We start from the raw sequence: 16,585 nt of genomic DNA on the forward strand, positions 1-16,585 counted from the left end.
TATCGCGGGACAAGGATATACAGATGCTTGAACGAATTGGCTTCATCGGGACCGGCAGCATTACCGAGGCGGTGATACAAGGGCTGGCGGCCTCGCATGACAGGCCGGCCCAGGTGGTGGTGTCGCCGCGCAACGCGGAGACGGCAGCCCGGCTGGCCGCGCGCTATTCCTTCGTGCGGGTAGCGGCCGACAACCAGGATGTGCTGGACACTTGCGATGTCGTCTGCCTGGCCGTGCGTCCGCAGATCGCGATGGACGTGCTCGCCGGCTTGCGCTTCTCGCCCCGGCACCATGTGCTCAGCTTCATCGCAACCTTCAGGTTGGACCGGCTTGCGGCGCTCCTGCCCGAGGTCGCGCGCATTACCCGGCTGGCACCGCTGCCCATGGTGGCGCGGGGCCTGGGAACGACCATCATCCATCCCGCGGACCCGCTGGCCGCGCGCCTGTTCGACCAGGTCGGCCTGGGGCTGGAGGTCGAAGACGAATCCGCGTTCGACGTGCTGTTCGCCGCGACGGCGCTCATGGGCAGCTTCTTCACCATGCTGCACGCGCAAGGCGAATGGCTGCAGGAAAATGGCGTCGATTCCGCCACCGCGCGGTCCTACCTGGCATCCTTCTATTGCGGCTTGAGTTCCGTTGCCAAGGACACCGGCACCCCCTTCCCGGAACTGGCCCAGGAGTTTTCCACGCGCGGTGGCTTGAACGAACAGATGATCCAGGACTTGTCCGCGCAGGGATCCTTCGGCGCTTTCGCGCCGGCACTGGATCGGATATTGCAGCGTATACGGAAAGCCTGAGCCGTCCGGCTCAGCGCGCAAGCTTCCGGATGTCGTCGTAGAGCGACCCGCTGATCCATACGCCATGCTCGATACTCTTCTTCCTGGCTTCGAAGCGGCGCTGCGACGGCATCCGGGCGCCCTGGCCCACGATGGCGTCGAACAGCGCCTCCGCCGCCTGGCTGCCTTGCGCCGATCTGCCGCGTCCCAGCAGAGCCGGATCCATTGCGATGATCAATTCGCCATGGAAAGGCGTGGCGCCCGCGCCGGCATCGAAGGCCTGCGATTGCAGGCTGGTCAGGTCGCCGATCAAGGGGCCGGCCAGCAGTTCTATCATCGTGGACAGGGCCGATCCCTTGTACGAGCCGAAGGTCAGCAGCGCTCCCTCCAGGGCATCGGCGGGGTTCGTGGTGGGACGCCCCTCTTTGTCGAGCGCCCAGCCTTCGGGGATGGGCCGCCCCGCGCGGCGGTGCAATTCGATCTCGCCGCGCGCCACCATGCTGGTGGCGAAGTCGAAGACATAGGGATCCTTGCCGTCGCGCGGCCAGGCGAAGGCGAAGGGATTGGTGCCGAACACGGGTTTGCTGCCGCCGGCGGGAGCCACCCAGCTGTGGCTGGGCGTCATCGCGATGGCCGCCAGGCCATGGGCCGCGATGGCTTCGACTTCGGGCCATAAGGCGGAGAAATGGAAGCAATCGTTGATCGCCAACGCGGCAATCCCGTAACGTTGCGCCGTCTCCGCAAGATGCGGCAGGCCCTGTTGGAAGGCCAGCAGAGAGAAACCGCGCTTTGCATTCGCCTGGACGATGGCGGGCGCCGGATGCGAGATATCCGGCAAGGCGGCGGGATCGACGCGCCCGGCTCGCATGGTGTCCACGCACATGAACAATCGATACAGACCATGCGAATGGCAGTCGTCGCGCTGCCCGGCGGTGATCGTATGCGCGATCGCCGCCGCGTGAAGCCCGGAAAAGCCGCTGCGTGTCAGGACGTCGAAGGACAGGTTATAGACGTCTTCCAAGGACAAGTGGACGGCATCTTCCATCGTTGTGCCTTATTCCGTGTCCGAGGTTGCGCCGGCGGCAAGCCGGGTGTCGTGGCGGGGACGGCCCCAGTCGCCTGCTTCCTCGACCGCGCGCGGCAAATCTTCCTGCAGCATGAACCCTTGTTCCACGAGGCGTTGCGCCGCTTGCGCGATCGCGTTGCGATAGCCGTCGGCGCTTCCGTAGCGGCTCAGGATGGAGGGACGCGGGTCGCCAGTCACGCGTTGTTCATCCGGCGTGTCGGGCAATGGAATGTAGCTGCCGGTAGTGCCCAGCATGGCGCCATTGCCGAACTCGCGCCTGCGCATGCTCCACCCTGTGTAGGTGCCCAATGGCGCGCGCACGGCCGGCGCATGTACGCCGGCGACGTCCAGGCCGTCGCTGTCGACCGCCGGGACGAGGGTAGGGTAGGCCTGGCCCGGCAGTACGCGCGGTTGCGGATACACATCGCCGCGATCCAGGTCCGGCCCGAAATCCACGCGCTCCAGGGTGCTGGGCGACCCCGGAATCATCTGGCCCGGGATGGCGGGAAATTGCGTCTTCCAGGTGTCGTAGTCGCACAGCGTACCGTCGGCGCGCCGGGGAATGCGGCTGGCGGGCGGTGGCGTGCCGTGCGTGGCCCATTCGTCCATGCGGTCCAGCAGCGCACGAAAGAAGAACGACGTCGACACGCAGTTCTGGTAGTTCGTGCTCAGACCCGCGCTCGGGCGGATGGGGCCCGGCGCGCTGAAATGCTGAGAGGACGACCACATATACATGCGGACCGTATCGGGCTGCGGCAAATCCTGGCCCGCCGTATCCGTGTGCGCCAGGCTTGCGCGGCGATGCCAGTATTCCGAGGAGCTGTCGGTGTGGATGACCAGCGGATCGGTGTCCGGCCGTTTCAAAACGGCATCCGTGCGTCCGCTATGCACGTCCGTGCAGGAAGCGTAGGAAAACGGGAAGCGGTCGGCCGGGGTGTCGTGATTCTCGTAGTGCTGTCCCGGCAGCAGCGTCACATTGGCGAAGCGCTGATTCATCCACATCTTTCCTGCGCCAGCGACATGCGGCATGACGCCATCGAAGACGCGCCGATCCCGTGCGTCGGCGTTGAATCCGCCATGGACGAAATCGCGGATACAGCGGCCGGTTTGCGAGCGGCCCCAGGCGTAGGCCTTGCGTGGACGCATCTCGCCCTGGCCGAGCGGGTTCGGTTGCCCGGCCGCGTCCATGTCGTGGTACTTCAGGAAACTGACGAAATCGCGCACCGCGACATGGCCCAGGCCGAGCACCCGCGGATCCTGGGCCCGATAGCAGAGCTCGTAGATCCAGCCCGGCTCGAAGCCCTCGTGCAGCAGTATGTGATGGCGCGACGCGACGATGGCCCGCTCTTCTCCCTGGCTGTCCACGCCTATGCCGTCTTCCAGTCTTGCGAAGGCCCAGGCATCCTGGGGGATATCCTGGCGGCGGGAATGCGCATATCGGCGCCGGGTCAGCCGGGCGTGGCCGGTATCCAGGTCGGACGTCGGATAGCTGCGGGTCGACGCCAGGCTGGACAACGGGTAGACATAGGTCCCCGCGCGCGTGGGGACGAATTCGGTCCTGACCCACCCGCGGATGGGGTCTCCGCCATCGGTCGCGATCGGGACTTCAAGGATGAGCCGGCCCCCGCCCGGCAGCAGGTCGCCCTGCCAGCCGAGCCACGCAATCGCGTACCCGCGCCGCATCAGGAAGCCGTTGCCGGCATGTTCCAATCCGGTCGGAAAGTTGACCGGCGGCGCATCGTTGAAGAACTGCAGGGCGCGCTTGTTGCCGCGGTTGCCGTAATCGAAGAAAAGCCGGCCGTTGCCGCGCGCCATGTCGCATGGTTTAAGCAGCTGGAAGTCCGCCCGGTAGGCAACCAGCCCGTCCGCGTTGCGCTCCGCCTTGTCCAGGTCCACGACATTAGCCAGGTCCGGCGCCCTGGGGTCGGCAAGAAACCCGACTTTTCCGCTCAGCAGTTCATAGGCGCCGGCATCCGCGAATTCGTGACCAGGCGCGAATGGACGCCGATCGGTCAGGGTGTACCGCAAGGTGGGGGGCATGCGAATTTCCAATGGGGGGTAGGCGTAGGCAGGTGGCGCGGCGCGTATCCTTCATTCGGCCTTGATGCCGAATTGATGGATCAGCCCGGTCCATACCTTGATGTCGTTCTTGATGCTGTCGGTCAAGGCGGGCCCGGCGATGCGGTAGATCGACAGGTATTGGGCCTTGAACTGGGCTTGCAGCCGGCTGTCCTGCTGCGCGTCCTGCACGGCCTTTTCGATTACCTTGATCGCTTCGGGGTCCATGCCGGCCGGCCCGACCACGGCGGTCCAGGTGGGCAATGTGGGCAGATCCAGGCCCGCCTGCCGGGCGCTCGGCACGCCGGGCAGTTCCGGGATGGCGTCGGCACCGATGATCAGCAAGGGCGTGGCCGCGCCCGCCAGGAGCTGCGGCAGCGCGGGCCCGACCACGCTGGACATCAGGTCTGTCTGGCCGCCGATCACCGAACTGAACGCGGGGCCGGAACCGTTGAACGGCACGTGCATCAGTTTGATTCCCGCGTGGTACGCGACCATCTCGGTTGCCAGATGGGTGGAATTGCCGATGCCCGCGCTGGCGAAGGTGTAACGCCCGGGGTGGGCGGTGGCCGCCTTTTTCAAATCCGCGAAGGACTTCAACCCGCTTGCCTTGCTCGCCACCAGTACGAAAGGATTCTCGGCCACGCCGGCGATATAGGTGAAGTCCTTGATCGGGTCGTAGGGCAGATGCTTGTACAGGCCCGGATTCAACGTCATGGGCGAAGAGCCGCTAAGCAGCAAGGTGTAGCCGTCGGGCTTGGCCTTGGCAACGTAAGCGGTGGCAATCACGCCGTTGGCGCCGGGCCTGTTCTCCACCACCACGGACTGTCCCAGCGTTTGCGACATCCTGTCGCTCAGGATGCGCGCCACCGAGTCGACTCCCGAACCGGCGGACTGCGGGACGATGAGCCGGATCGGAGCGGCGGGATAGGCGGCGTGGACTTGGGTGGCGGCCAGCGATACCGCCAGGCCCGCCGCAATGCTGGCGGTAAGACGCATGAACATTATGGAATCCCCTTGTGCATTTATGCATGTATGTCTTCGCGACACGGTCCTTGCCAAGCAAAGAACGTTGTCACGAACGATTCTATGGACGCTCGCGAGCGGTCACAAATATGCAATAACGATGGGGCCATAGGAATTCACGATGGCCTTCGCTGTTTTCCACGCAGGCAGGCGTCGACAAGAGGTGCGCATGGATCTACGTCAACTTCGGTACTTCATCCAGATCGTCGATCTGGGCAGCATTTCATCGGCGGCCCAGGCATTGCATGTCGCGCAGCCGTCGCTGAGCCAGCACGTGGCCAACCTGGAAGGCGAACTGGAGACCCCGCTGCTGATACGCGGGCATAGCGGCGTACAGCCGACGAAGGCGGGCGACATCCTTTATCGGCACGCCAAGAGCGTGCTGCGGCAACTGGAGGAAACCCGGGCTGCCGTGAAGACGCATCGCGACACGCCGGCCGGCCAGGTAACGATAGGCCTGCCCACCAGCACGTCGCGGATCCTCGCCATCCCCCTCATGCGAGTCATTGCCGATCGTTATCCCGGCATACGCCTGAAGCTGGTCGAGCGATCCACCGCGGAGCTGGCCGAAGCCGTCGCGACCCAGAAAGCCGACCTGGGAATTTGCGTGGAGGTTCGTCCTCATGCCGGCATGCAGATCACGCCGGTACTGGACGAAGAGATCATGCTGGTGGCGCGACGGGACCATCCCGGGCGAGGACCCATTCCGATAGAGGAACTCGTGGAACTGCCCCTGATTCTTCCAAGCTTTCCGAACTCGGTGCGCGTGCTTTACGAACAAGTGCTGGCAAGGGGCGGACTGCCCTTGCGCCTGGTGGCTGAAACGTCGTCGACCGGTATTTCGCTGGCGGCGGTCGCGGCCGGCATAGGACACACGCTGCAACCCTGGTCGGCCACGCGGGGCTGGGAGGCTGGGCAAGCGTACGACTTCGTGTTGAGACCGCTGGCACACACGCCGCTGTTCAGGCGGATGTCACTATGCATATCGCATAGTGCATCGGTAAGCCGCACCTGCCAGACGGTCGCGCGGACCCTGTTGGAACTGATGCTGGAGATGGCGCATGGCGGTGCATGGCGAGGTGTGCGCCCGGTGGTGTCGGCCGGGGGCGACCGCGTTTCTGTCGGCGAGAATAAATAACAAAAGGTCATACCTTTCTCGGTAGGATGATAGGTCTGGCGCCGCGGGCCGCGATTGCGGCGGTTTCCCGCGGCGTATCCCTTCGACCTCTTCCGACAGGAGTTGACCGATGTCTGTCGCATTGAATCGCCGACGTGATTTTCGAGCGCATACCGTCTTCAAGCCCGAGTATCGCTTCGGCCTGGGCGGGGTGCCGCTGGGCAGCGAATTCGAAGTCGTCACGGATAGGGATGCCTACAGGACGCTGCAGGCTTCCTGGGACGCCGGTGTACGTTACTTCGATGTGTCGCCGTGGTACGGCCTGGGCAGCGCCGAACGCCGCTTCGGCATGTTCCTGCATAACAAGCCTCGTGACAGTTACCTGATTTCCACCAAGGTCGGCAAGTTGCTCAAGGCATCGCCCAAGAACAACGGCAGGGAGATGTTCCCCTTCAGCGACTCGCCGAACAACGTGGTGTTCGACTACACCGCGGATGGCGTGCGCCGGTCGGTGGAGGATAGCCTGCAGCGCCTGGGCATCGACTATATCGATGTGCTGTTCGTTCACGACATCTCGCCTGACAACCTGTTGTTGCCCAGGCCCTGGACCGAGGAATTCGCGATAGCGCTGAAAGGGGCGTTCCCCGCGCTGTCGCGCATGCGCGATGAAGGAATGATCAAAGCCTGGGGAATAGGCGTGAATACGCCGGAGCCCATCATGCGCGTGATTCGGGAGGCCGACCCGGACGTGTGCCTGCTGGCTTCGCAGTACTCGCTGGTCGACCATGCCTATGCCTTGAACAATGTATTTCCGCTGGCGCGCGAGCACGGCGTGGGGTTCGTCGTGGGATCCTCCCTGAATGCGGGCTTTGTCTCGGGCAGCGCGCGCTATAACTACGGCGCGAACCGGTGGAACATTTCAAGCGAGCACATCGCCAAGCGCGACCGCCTGCGGGCTGTCGCGAGCCAATTCGGAGTCGACCTGCGCGCCGCGGCCTTGCAGTTCTCCGCGGCGCCCGATGTGGCCCTGGCCTTGATCGTCGGGGCCCACACCGAAGCCCAGGCACTGGCCAACGCCAGCTCGATGAAGGACACGATTCCCGCCGCGTTCTGGGAAGAGCTGAAACGGCAAGGGCTTATCGAGCAGAATGCGCCGGTGCCGGAAGGCGGCAAGGTGGTATGAGCCGATCGCCGCGGGGGGCAGGCCGCCTGCGCGCGCTACCCGGTTGTCAGCGAGGCCCAGTTGGTGCGCGCCCGGAAGTGCTCCAGGCAAAACTCGATGAACAGTTGTACCTTCAGGGACCGATGGCGGGCCTTGTGCGTCACGATACACACGTCGTCGTCGAACCCGAAGGCGCTCGCCTGGTATTCCGCGAGCAGCGGCACCAGGCGGCCGGCGGCCAGATCGGGGCCGACCATCCATGTGGGTAGCAGCACCACGCCCAAGTGGCGCAATGCGCCTTCCCTCAGCACTTCGCTGCCGTCGGAACGAAGGCTTCCCGACACCGCGACTTCGGTCAATTCGCCGTCCTTGATGAATCGCCACGCCGGGCGCGGCACATCCGACCGGAAGGTCAGGCAGTTGTGTCCCGCCATGTCGGCGGGGCGCTGCGGCCTGCCGTACTTGTCCAGATAGCGTGGGCTGGCGCAGACGGTGCGCGGGCTGGAAACCAGCTTGCGCCTGACCAGCGAGGGACTGGTGACGTCGCCCCACAGAATCGCGACATCGATTTTCTCCGCCACCAGATCGGTGGGGTGGTCCGACAGTATCAACTCCACGCGCAAACCGCCGTGCCGGAGCAGAAACTCAGGCAGGATGGGGGCAAGATGCTTGTTCCCGAAGGCGACGCGCGACAGTACCCGCAGCGTGCCTTTCGGCGTGGCCTGCAGTTGCCCGATGTCGGCTTTCAGTTCGTCCATTGCGCCCAGGATGGACTGCAATCGCTCGTAGTAGAGCATTCCCGCCTCGGTAAGCGCGAGCCGCCTGCTTGTGCGGTTCAGCAGCTTGGCGCCTATCGAATCTTCCAGGGCATTCACCGCGCGGAATACGCTGGCCGGCGCGATCCCGGCCTGGCGCGCGGCGGCGGAGAAACTGCCCAGTTGCACGGAACGGGCAAATAGCTGCATGCAGACGATGGTATCCACGCGGCGGTCTTCATCTTTTCAGAAAACGAAAAGGTAGTTTGCGCGTCGGCGCATTGTCAATGGATTGGCGCTCTCCTACCGTAGCGGCTGTAAGCAATCATCAGAACGGAGACAACGATGGACGCACCATTTGACGGGCGCGTGGCGGGAATTGCATGTGGCTGGGCGACGCCCGGGATGCGACTCCTTCGAGGAGGACGCGGCCATGCCCGATGATTCCATGAAAAGCGTCAGCGGCCGCTGGGCGAGTTTCGCGAGCGGCCTGCGTTTCGAGGAACTTCCCGCCGGGATCGTCGAACTCGCCAAGGAGCGTCTGCTGGACTGCCTGGCGACCTCCATCCCGGCCACGCGCCTGCCCGTACCCACCGTGGCGATGGCGCTGGCGGGGCAGGGAGGCGGTCGCGCCACCATCATCGGTCATGCGGGTGGCTACGCCATGCCCGACGCGGCGTTCGTGAATGCGACCTTGATCAATGGCAGGACGCAGGATGACGTCCTGTACAAGTCGCATCCCGGCGCCGTCGTGGTGCCGGCCGCGTTGGCATCCTGTGAAGAACAGCATCGCGGCGGGCGCGATCTGCTGGCGGCGATGGTGGCCGGCTATGAGATCGTCGCGCGCGCCTATATCGGCGGCCCCGGCATGCTGCCGCGTTTTCGGGCCACCGGCGTGGCGGGGACCATAGGCGCCGCCGCCGCGGCTTCCCGGGCCCTGGGCCTGGACGTCCTGCAAACGCGCGACGCGCTCGGCTGCGCCGGCGTGTTCGCGGGCGGCTTCGGTGCCGGCTTCCTGACTGGCACGATGGACGTCAAGCTCAATGTCGGCATGGCCGCCCGCAACGGCGCATGCGCCGCCATGCTGGCGGCAGCCGGCGCGACGGCCTCGCCCCTTGCGTTCGAGGGCGAGGCGGGTTTCTACAAGGCCATGTCGAACACCGCGGACCAGGCGCACCGCGCGGTGGCCGGCCTGGGCGAACGACTGCTGATAACGGAGACGGTCTACAAGGAGTATCCGATCTGCATGTTCGTACAGACGCCGGTGGCGTTGGCATTGGCGCTCGCGAGCCGGCATGGGCTGGACGCGGCCGGCATCGATCATGTGCGCGTCACGGTCTCGGATGCGACGTTCACCAATCCCGGGTTTACCAATACGGCGCCCTTCGCCAGTGCCTTGCACGCCAGGATTTCCGCCAGATTCTGTGTCGCCGCCGCGCTGCTGGGCCGCCCGATCGACGAATACGACTATTACGAGAACCTGCGAGACGAAGGCGTATTGAGGTTGGCGGAGAAGATCGAACTGGTACGCGACAGTCAACGCGGCGACCAGGTGGACGTCGAAATCGCCACCTCCGACGGCCGGCTTCTGCGCATGACGGGATCCGAAGGCGAAACCATGAAACCGTCCAGGGAAAAGACCGAAACCAAGTTCAGACGCATCGCCGCGGCGGCCAGCCATGGGCGTGCCGAGCGGATCATCGAGATGGTGGGCAGTCTGGAGCATATCGGCGATGTCAATGAACTGACCGTTCTGCTGCGGGCGTCCACCGCCTAGCTTGCCGGCCACGTCGAAAACGAAACATTTACAGGAGAGGAAGATGTACGGCTGGAGAGCAAAGATCGGATTCATGGTGCCGCCGGGCGCGCCTACCGTGGAGGTCGAAATGCCGCGCCTGGCGCCCCCGGGGGTCTCGGTGCATTTCACGCGCATGGACGCTTCCGAGGGCGTGGGAACGCAATGGGGCCAGGAAGAGCGGAACCGGCGCCAGGCCGCCAGCGTGGACGAGTGCGCACGGTTGCTCGCAATGGTGAAGCCTGCGGTCATCGTCATGGCCCACACGGCCACGAGCTACACCATAGGCGCGGAACGCGAGGCCGAGATTACGGCGCGCGTCGAAAGAACCACCGGCTGCCGCTTCATTACGGCCTTCGGTAGTTCACTGGCGGCGCTTCGGGAATTAGGGGTTAAGCGTATCGGATTGGCCACACCTTACTCGGAGGAAATTACGCTGATAGGCAAGACGCATCTTGAGCAGCACGGGATCAGCGTCGTACGGTATGCGCACCTGCAGGATTGCCCCAACGTTTATGACGAGACGCCCGAGCGAGCGTATACGGTGGCGCGACGTGCCGATAGCAGCGACGTCGATGCGATCTTCCTGAGCGGCGTCGGGATGCCGACCCTGCCAGCTATCCAGCAACTCGAGGACGATCTGAAGAAGCCCGTCGTGTCGGCAGCAGCCTGCATGATGTGGAACGCTTTGCGTACGGCCGGGGTGGACTATAGGCAGCCCGGCTACGGCAGGCTTTTCGCACGGTAATCACGTGTACGGCGTGTACCGGCCGGCGCGGAAAGAAGCTTCCGGCCGCCGGGCGATGCAAAACCATAATCGGAGACATGAATGAACAAAATCAATCGGCGCCGTGCCATGCAGGCTATGGCCGCTGGCCTGCTACTGCCCGCATTCGCGAAAATCGCCAGCGCGAAGGCCTATCCGGACCAGCCGGTGAAGGTGATCAATCCCTTCCCGCCGGGCGGGTCCAGCGATGTGATCGTTCGCGCGGTGACTGCCAAAATGAGCGAGTTCCTGGGCGGCTCGATGTACGTCCAGAATCTGCCTGGCGCGGGTGGCACCATAGGGTCTGACCGCGCGGCCAAGTCGGCGCCCGACGGCTATACGCTCCTGCTGTCCAACAACGCGTCGCAGGCGATAGCGCCGAGCTTGTACGCACGGTTGCCCTACGACCCGATAAAGGACTTCGACCACATCGGGTTGATAGGTACGCTGCCCAATGTGCTTCTGGTCGGGCCGGCTGTAAAGGCGACGAACTTCCAGCAGTTCCTGGCTGAAGCCAGGGAACGTTCGGCTACGAACCCGATGGCATTCGGTTCCGGCGGCAATGGATCGTCGCTGCATCTTTGCGGCGAGTACTTCCGGCACCTGACCGGCATCAACGCGCTGCACATACCGTTCAAAGGCAATGCGCCCGCGCTCGTGGCCCTGCTGGGTGGAGAGACGGCATTCCAGTTCGACAATATCACCACGGCGATTCCGCAGATTCGCGCGAACAAGCTGCGGGCACTCGGCGTCACCAGCGCCAAGCGCTCGCCCGCGCTGCCCGACGTGCCCACAATGGTGGAGCTCGGCTACAAGGATTTTGTACTGGGATCCTGGAATGGGCTTTCGGCGCCCGCCGGTACGCCGGCGGACATCCTCGATGCCGTCGCCAAGGCGCTAACGAAGGCACTTGCAGACCCGGCGGTCGCTTCGCAGTTGACCCAATACGGCATGCAACTGCCCGACTTCCCGCCATCCGGCTACCGCGGCTTTGTCGAGGCCGAAGTCAAGCGGTGGGGCAGCCTGGTCCGGTTGACCGGCGCGAAGCTGGACTGACGTCGCTTCGCGCGGCATCCCCGAGGCGCGGGCGGGGATGGTCAGATAAGCTTCTCCATTGTGATGGGCAGGTCGCGTACCCGTTTACCGGTGGCATGGTAGACGGCATTGCCGATGGCCGCGGCAACGCCGACTATGCCCAGCTCACCCACCGCCTTACCGCCGAGGGCGGTGGCCTGCAGGTCCGGTACGCCGACCGAAATCGTGGTGATGTCGGGCACATCCGCGTTGACGGCGACCAGGTAGTCCGCCAGGCTGGCGCTGACGACGCGTCCCGTCCTTGGATCGAATACCCCATCTTCCAGCAAGGCTTGGCCCAGGCCCATGATCATCCCGCCCATCCACTGGCTGCGCGCCAGCTTCGGATTGAAGACCCGGCCGCTGTCGAAGGCGCCCACCATGCGGCGAACGCGTACCGTACCGAAATCCTCGTCGACACGGACTTCCACGAATTGCGCGCTCCAGGCGTGCGCTGATACGCCGTCAGCGGTCGGAGACACCATCTTCCTGAACGTACGGTTGGCCTCGTGGCGGTCCTGCTGATTCGCGCCATCGGCGAAGGTGTCTGCGTTGACATCGACCCGGTCGCGCCCGGTGGCTCGCAGCAGCGCGCCGAAGTCCATCGCGATCCCGGGTGTGCGGCTCGAGAGCACCTTGCCGTCCGCCAGCACGAGTTCCGACGCCCGGGTGTGTCGCAGGGGCGAGCCGGAGTCCATCGCCGCAATCCGCAGCAGCTCGGCGCGCAAGGCAAGCGCAGCCTTGTGGACGGCGCCCACCAGGACATTGGCCAACTGCGATCCGCCGGCCAACGGCGCCAGCGGCAGCGAGGTATCTCCGAGGATGACGTCAACCTGTCCGGCGGGCAGGGCCAATGCCTCGGCGACGGTTTGGGAAAGAATCGTATAAGTGCCTGTTCCCAGGTCTACGCCGGCGCTGCGGACTTCGATCCGACCGTCCTGGAGCAGGGTGATCCTGGCCTGGCCGGGTGTGCGGCGGACCGGGTAAGTCCCCGTGGCCATGCCCCAGCCGATCAGTTCGCGCCCCTCCCGCATCGACCGGGGCCGCGGCGAGCGTCCGGCCCAGCCGAAGGCCTGCGCGCCCGCGGCGTAGGCTTCTTTCAACTGGCGCGTGGTCCACGGCAGTCTGGCTTCCGGATCGCTCTCCGCGTAGTTCTTCAAGCGCAACTCGAGAGGGTCGATGCCGAGTTCGTACGACAACTCGTCCATGGCCGTCTCTAGCGCGTAGGCGCTGGGGTTTTCTCCCGGTGCGCGCAGCCATCCGGGATTGACGGTGTGCGTGCGCCGCAGGCTATGGCGGGAAGAGAAATTCGGCACGGCGTACATCAGCGGCGTCACCGCGTTGCAGGGCTCCTGGTGGATGTCCTCCATGGCGGTCTCGTTCCAGCTGCGATGGTGAATAGCCACCAGCGTGCCGTCGCGCTTCGCGCCCAAGGTCAATTCCTGATGGGTCCTGGGGCGGCCGCCATAGCCGGTGAACGTCTGCTGCCGGGTCAGCGAGGTCTTGATCGGCCGGCCCAGCGCGCGAGCGGCGGCGCAAGTAATGGCGACATGGGGATGGGGAGACACCTTGCTGCCGAACCCTCCGCCGATGAACGGCGAGACGACGTGGACCTTGTCCACAGGGATGCCCATCCATTCCGCAATGACCGCCCCGGCTCCGCCCACCCATTGGCTGGGCTCCCATACCGTGAGTTCATCGCCTTGCCATGAAGCGATGCAGGCGTGGAGCTCGATGGGAAGGTTATATTCCCGGGGCGTCGTGTAAACGCCATGGACGTGAACCTCGGCCTGCTGCATGGCGGCCTGGGCATCCCCCCAGCTTACGTCCAGGGCGTCGATGGGCACGACAGGCGCGTCGGGGCTGCCGGCGTCCAGGATGGGCGTGGACGCCTCGTACTGGACTTCGATAAGGTGCGCGGCCCCGGTGGCCTGCTCCAACGTTTCCGCCACGACGAAGGCAATGTGCTGTCCATTCCAAAGGACGCGGTCGTCCTGCAGGGGGAGGAAGCTTTCGGTGGCGGCGCCGCCCTTGGTGTAGACGGTTGCCGGCAATATCCGTGGCGCGTTGGCGTGCGTGTACACGGCCAGAACGCCAGGCGCCGCTCGCGCCTTATCGGTTTCGATGCGCGAGACGCGACCGTTCGCGATGGCGGACTGCACGAGAACGCCATGGGCCAGGCCTTCGACGCGATGCTCGATCGCATAGGAAGCGAGCCCGGTGACTTTCAGCTGCCCGTCGACCCGGGGGATGGCGGCACCGAGCGCGTCGCTGGAAGCGGCGGCGGCCGGTGACGGCGCGGCCGCCTGCCCGGCGTTCGCGCTTGCGAGGGCAGCGGCCGGCAGCGCGCTGGAGGTGGCCCCCGCCGCCAGCAATTGCAGGAGTTCCCTGCGCTTGATCAGGACATCCAATCCGTGACTCATGCGAGACTCCCGGCTTCCAGCAGTGCCCGGGTTACGACCCGCGGGATCAGCGTGATTTTGTACATATTGTGTTCCCTGGCTACCGCGCCATCCGTGGCGCGGTTCGCCGCGGTTCTGATGACGCTCTCGGTGAAGGGCTTGCCGACCAGCTCGGCCTCTACCGCGCGAGCGCGCCAGGGCCTGGTGGCGACACCGCCCAGGGCGATGCGGACGTCCTTGATGGTTTTTCCGTCGCTTTGCAGTTCCACGCCGGCCGCCGCGCTGGCGGCGGCAAACTCGTACGATGCCCGATCCCGTACCTTCAGGTAATGCGAGTGTCGGAGCGCGGCGGTGACGGGGACTTCGACAGCCGTAATGATCTCGCCGGGCAGCAAGCTGTTTTCGATATGGGGCGTGCTGCCCGGTGACTTGAAGAACTCGTCGGCCATGACGACCCGCTCGCCGCTACCCTGGATGTGGATCCTGCCGTCGAAGGCCGCCAGCGCCGTGGCGAAGTCACCCGGATAGACGGCGATGCAGGATTCGCTGCCGCCCAGCACGGCGTGATTGCGATTGATGCCATCGCGCGCGGCGCAACCCGAGCCCGGCATCCGCTTGTTGCAGGGCGCAGCTCCCGCAGCGTCGCGGAAATAGGGGCAGCGCGTCCGTTGCAGCAGATTGCCACCCATCGTGGCCATGTTGCGGATCTGCGCCGAGGCCGCGCGCGCCAGGCTTTCCGCCAGGGCGGGTGCGGCAGCCTTGATGCGCGCGTGGTCGGCCACCGCGCTCATGCGAGCCAGGCTGCCGATGCGTATCCTTGTATCGTCGACATCGATGTGGTCCAGCCCCGTGAGGCGGGTAATGTCGACCAGGCGCCGCGGCCGCTCGACATCGCATTTCATCAGGTCGACCAGGGTGGTGCCGCCAGCCAGGATGCGGCAGGCCGGGTCCGCCACGAGGGCCGCGGCGCCGGTGACCTCGGCGGCGCGTGTGTATTCAAAGTCTTGCATGCGTCGCCTCCCCGTTGAGCGTGCGGGCCGCATCCTGGATCGCGGCAACGATGTTGGGATAGGCACCGCAGCGGCAGATATTGCCGCTCATGTATTCGCGGATCTCGGCCGCGCTGCCGGCATGGCCCTCCCGGATGCAGGCCACGGCCGACATGATCTGGCCAGGCGTGCAATAACCGCATTGGAACGCGTCATGCTTCACGAACGCGGCTTGCATGGCGTGCAGCACACCCGACTCTTCGGCCAGCCCTTCGATCGTGGTGATCGGCAGGCCCTCGGCCTGCGCGGCCAGGGTCAGGCAACTCAGCACGCGCTGTCCGTCCACGTGGACGGTACAGGCGCCGCACTGGCCGTGATCGCATCCTTTCTTGGTGCCGGTCAATCCGGCCTGTTCACGCAGTGCGTCGAGTAAAGTGGTTCGGGGATCCAGCGGCAGCGTCCTGGCGCCGCCATTGATCCGGAGCGTGATGGTTTTCGATTGAGTCATGCGCGAGCCCACATAGTCCAGCCTGGAGGCAGGTATTCCAGGTCATGTACCGACTATATGTTGCGGACCGTGCAGTCGCTGAGCCCGATCCTCTGCGATGATTGCCCAATCCTGTCGCTATGGGAGCGCCATCAAGGAACGTACGTCGCGGATCGGCGGCTGGCCGAACTGCCGCCGATATTCCCGGTTGAACTGCGTGCTGCTCTCGTAGCCTACCCGGAAGGCAACGGTGCTGGCGTCGGCCTGCTCCGTCAATAACAGGCGCCGGGCCTCGTGCAGGCGCAACTGCTTTTGATACTGAAGCGGGCTCATGGACGTAATGGCCCGGAAATGATGGTGAAAGGTGGAGACCCCCATGCCGGCCAGCGCGGCCAGCTCTTCGACTTTGACGGAACGGGGGTAGTTGTCCTTAAGCCAACTGATGGCCCTGGCGACCTTGCTGCCCTGGGTGCCAAGCAGGACAGTCTGCTTGAATCTCGCGCCCATTGGTCCGACCAGCAGCCTGTAGATGATTTCGCGCTGGAGTATTTTCCACAGGTACTCCGGATTTCCCGGATATTCGCAAAGGTCCAGCGTCCTGCGGACCAGATCGAAGATCTCCGGTGTCGCCGGACCCGTGGCCATGGCGGAATCCGGCGAGATATCGCCCGCGCCGTTCAACTCGATTTCGGCCAGCACTTCGCGGGCGATTGCCAGATCCAGCTTGATGAGCACCGAGACATAGGGATCGCGTTCGCTCGCGCCCAGTACCTCCGTCATGGTCGGCAGGTTGATGGACGTCAACAGGAAGCGCGACGCGTCGTAAAGATGGATGGAGTCGCCTAGTTGGACCCGTTTCCTGCCCTTCAGTATGACCGCCAGACTGGGTTCGTAGAAATAACCCGTGGGCGGCAGGGGGGTATCACGGTAATACACGTAGACACCCGGAAGCAGTTCAGTGTCCGGTGGATGCTGGTCGAACAGCTTCACCGCGGCGCGTGCCAGCTGCTCGCGTACCGCAGCGGTTTCGCTCAGCAGGCGGCTATCTTCCTCGGTCGTTGCATCGCGCATGGCAAGTTCCTTGTGGCGGACACGCTATTCCATGTTCAACG

14 protein-coding genes are annotated in these 16,585 nt (G+C 64.8%); 6 read left to right on the plus strand and 8 right to left on the minus strand.

The window, feature by feature from the left end; translation table 11 throughout:
- Positions 1–23 precede the first annotated feature (23 nt).
- The gene (locus ACO1P8_RS10895) at positions 24–797 is read left to right on the plus strand and encodes a pyrroline-5-carboxylate reductase (RefSeq protein ID WP_486295908.1); all 774 of its coding nucleotides are present in this window, start codon (positions 24–26) and stop codon (positions 795–797) included.
- 10 nt (positions 798–807) lie between these two features.
- On the opposite strand, the gene ACO1P8_RS10900 is transcribed toward ACO1P8_RS10895, so the two are convergent.
- The 3 genes from ACO1P8_RS10900 to ACO1P8_RS10910 are packed head-to-tail and all read right to left on the minus strand — an operon-like array spanning position 808 to position 4,905.
- Complete coding sequence (locus ACO1P8_RS10900) at positions 808–1,821, minus strand: Ldh family oxidoreductase (protein ID WP_486295909.1); 1,014 nt, start codon at positions 1,819–1,821, stop codon at positions 808–810.
- Between the two features lie 9 nt (positions 1,822–1,830).
- Positions 1,831–3,882 (minus strand): alpha/beta hydrolase domain-containing protein, encoded by a 2,052-nt coding sequence (locus ACO1P8_RS10905; RefSeq protein ID WP_486295910.1) that lies wholly within the window; start codon positions 3,880–3,882, stop codon positions 1,831–1,833.
- Between the two features lie 51 nt (positions 3,883–3,933).
- On the minus strand, positions 3,934–4,905 hold the full coding sequence (locus ACO1P8_RS10910; RefSeq protein ID WP_486295911.1) for a Bug family tripartite tricarboxylate transporter substrate binding protein: 972 nt from the start codon (positions 4,903–4,905) through the stop codon (positions 3,934–3,936).
- A gap of 190 nt (positions 4,906–5,095) precedes the next feature.
- Here ACO1P8_RS10910 and ACO1P8_RS10915 point away from each other — a divergent pair, with 190 nt between their 5' ends.
- The gene (locus ACO1P8_RS10915; RefSeq protein WP_486295912.1) at positions 5,096–6,064 is read left to right on the plus strand and encodes a LysR substrate-binding domain-containing protein; all 969 of its coding nucleotides are present in this window, start codon (positions 5,096–5,098) and stop codon (positions 6,062–6,064) included.
- Positions 6,065–6,173: 109 nt separating this feature from the next.
- Complete coding sequence (locus tag ACO1P8_RS10920) at positions 6,174–7,226, plus strand: aldo/keto reductase (protein WP_486295913.1); 1,053 nt, start codon at positions 6,174–6,176, stop codon at positions 7,224–7,226.
- Positions 7,227–7,261: 35 nt separating this feature from the next.
- Here ACO1P8_RS10920 and ACO1P8_RS10925 read toward each other — a convergent pair whose 3' ends face one another.
- Positions 7,262–8,188 (minus strand): LysR family transcriptional regulator, encoded by a 927-nt coding sequence (locus tag ACO1P8_RS10925; protein ID WP_486295914.1) that lies wholly within the window; start codon positions 8,186–8,188, stop codon positions 7,262–7,264.
- 205 nt (positions 8,189–8,393) lie between these two features.
- Between ACO1P8_RS10925 and ACO1P8_RS10930 the strand changes: the two genes are divergently transcribed.
- From ACO1P8_RS10930 to ACO1P8_RS10940, 3 genes are all read left to right on the plus strand, one after another.
- Entirely contained in the window at positions 8,394–9,737 is a 1,344-nt protein-coding gene (locus ACO1P8_RS10930) for an MmgE/PrpD family protein (protein ID WP_486295915.1), read from the plus strand.
- A gap of 43 nt (positions 9,738–9,780) precedes the next feature.
- Positions 9,781–10,503, plus strand: coding sequence for a maleate cis-trans isomerase family protein (locus ACO1P8_RS10935; RefSeq protein ID WP_486295916.1), 723 nt, complete (start codon positions 9,781–9,783; stop codon positions 10,501–10,503).
- Positions 10,504–10,584: 81 nt separating this feature from the next.
- The gene (locus ACO1P8_RS10940) at positions 10,585–11,577 is read left to right on the plus strand and encodes a Bug family tripartite tricarboxylate transporter substrate binding protein (RefSeq protein ID WP_486295917.1); all 993 of its coding nucleotides are present in this window, start codon (positions 10,585–10,587) and stop codon (positions 11,575–11,577) included.
- A gap of 41 nt (positions 11,578–11,618) precedes the next feature.
- On the opposite strand, the gene ACO1P8_RS10945 is transcribed toward ACO1P8_RS10940, so the two are convergent.
- From ACO1P8_RS10945 to ACO1P8_RS10960, 4 genes are all read right to left on the minus strand, one after another.
- Positions 11,619–14,018 carry a xanthine dehydrogenase family protein molybdopterin-binding subunit gene (locus ACO1P8_RS10945; protein ID WP_486295918.1) on the minus strand — a complete coding sequence of 800 codons (2,400 nt, stop codon included), beginning with the start codon at positions 14,016–14,018 and terminating at the stop codon, positions 11,619–11,621.
- Positions 14,015–15,007: an FAD binding domain-containing protein gene (locus ACO1P8_RS10950; RefSeq protein ID WP_486295919.1), complete on the minus strand. Its 993-nt coding sequence runs from the start codon at positions 15,005–15,007 to the stop codon at positions 14,015–14,017. Before ACO1P8_RS10950 ends, ACO1P8_RS10945 begins: the two co-directional genes overlap by 4 nt.
- Complete coding sequence (locus ACO1P8_RS10955) at positions 14,994–15,494, minus strand: (2Fe-2S)-binding protein (protein WP_486295920.1); 501 nt, start codon at positions 15,492–15,494, stop codon at positions 14,994–14,996. The genes ACO1P8_RS10950 and ACO1P8_RS10955 overlap by 14 nt, the downstream gene beginning before the upstream one ends.
- A 117-nt stretch (positions 15,495–15,611) precedes the next feature.
- Positions 15,612–16,544 (minus strand): AraC family transcriptional regulator, encoded by a 933-nt coding sequence (locus ACO1P8_RS10960; protein ID WP_486295921.1) that lies wholly within the window; start codon positions 16,542–16,544, stop codon positions 15,612–15,614.
- Between the last annotated feature and the right edge of the window lie 41 nt (positions 16,545–16,585).

This window comes from Bordetella sp., assembly GCF_057362025.1.

Coding starts and splice junctions, on each gene's coding strand:
- ACO1P8_RS10895 (WP_486295908.1), top strand. CDS start 24: ATGCTTGAACGAATTGGCTTCATCGGGACCGGCAGCATTACCGAGGCG.
- ACO1P8_RS10900 (WP_486295909.1), bottom strand. CDS start 1,821: ATGGAAGATGCCGTCCACTTGTCCTTGGAAGACGTCTATAACCTGTCC.
- ACO1P8_RS10905 (WP_486295910.1), bottom strand. CDS start 3,882: ATGCCCCCCACCTTGCGGTACACCCTGACCGATCGGCGTCCATTCGCG.
- ACO1P8_RS10910 (WP_486295911.1), bottom strand. CDS start 4,905: ATGTTCATGCGTCTTACCGCCAGCATTGCGGCGGGCCTGGCGGTATCG.
- ACO1P8_RS10915 (WP_486295912.1), top strand. CDS start 5,096: ATGGATCTACGTCAACTTCGGTACTTCATCCAGATCGTCGATCTGGGC.
- ACO1P8_RS10920 (WP_486295913.1), top strand. CDS start 6,174: ATGTCTGTCGCATTGAATCGCCGACGTGATTTTCGAGCGCATACCGTC.
- ACO1P8_RS10930 (WP_486295915.1), top strand. CDS start 8,394: ATGCCCGATGATTCCATGAAAAGCGTCAGCGGCCGCTGGGCGAGTTTC.
- ACO1P8_RS10935 (WP_486295916.1), top strand. CDS start 9,781: ATGTACGGCTGGAGAGCAAAGATCGGATTCATGGTGCCGCCGGGCGCG.
- ACO1P8_RS10940 (WP_486295917.1), top strand. CDS start 10,585: ATGAACAAAATCAATCGGCGCCGTGCCATGCAGGCTATGGCCGCTGGC.
- ACO1P8_RS10945 (WP_486295918.1), bottom strand. CDS start 14,018: ATGAGTCACGGATTGGATGTCCTGATCAAGCGCAGGGAACTCCTGCAA.
- ACO1P8_RS10950 (WP_486295919.1), bottom strand. CDS start 15,007: ATGCAAGACTTTGAATACACACGCGCCGCCGAGGTCACCGGCGCCGCG.
- ACO1P8_RS10955 (WP_486295920.1), bottom strand. CDS start 15,494: ATGACTCAATCGAAAACCATCACGCTCCGGATCAATGGCGGCGCCAGG.
- ACO1P8_RS10960 (WP_486295921.1), bottom strand. CDS start 16,544: ATGCGCGATGCAACGACCGAGGAAGATAGCCGCCTGCTGAGCGAAACC.